The organism is Bacillus sp. GMa5/1, assembly GCF_050172015.1.
Lineage (GTDB): Bacteria > Bacillota > Bacilli > Bacillales > Bacillaceae_G > Bacillus_A > Bacillus_A cereus.
The window spans coordinates 1-397 of the sequence record NZ_JBNLYC010000443.1 but is presented as its reverse complement, the minus strand read 5'-3'; the positions used below and the strand labels follow the sequence as shown (position 1 = coordinate 397).

Here is a 397-nt window from a genome sequence, read left to right as displayed (position 1 = left end):
TGAAGTGCACCCCAATTGTTAGACACATAATTAACAATTGGAGGTGCATTTTTTATGGCTAAATTTTCTTCAAAAGATAAAATACAAGCAGTAAAACGATATCTAGAAGGTACGGAAGGCGGAAAAACCATTGCTAATTCTATAGGGGTTCATCCTAGAGAACTTTATCAATGGATTAAACGGTTTGAATTTTCAGGGGAAAAGGCGTTTGAAAAACGCTATACAACTTACCCTCTCGAGTATAAACTAGATGTAATTCATTATATGAATGAAAATGGGACATCTCTGAGAGAAACAGCTGCTTTTTTTAATATTCCTTCTTGCGAAACACTCCGAAAATGGAAAGTAGCTTATGAAACAGAAGGATTAGATGCCCTAAAATCAAAGAAAAAGGGGC

General features: G+C 35.3%; 1 protein-coding gene. It reads left to right on the top strand.

The window, feature by feature from the left end; translation table 11 throughout:
* Positions 1 to 54: 54 nt before the first annotated feature.
* On the top strand, positions 55 to 397 hold a 343-nt coding region (locus ACQGSG_RS29345), incomplete at its 3' end, for a helix-turn-helix domain-containing protein (RefSeq protein WP_141487083.1).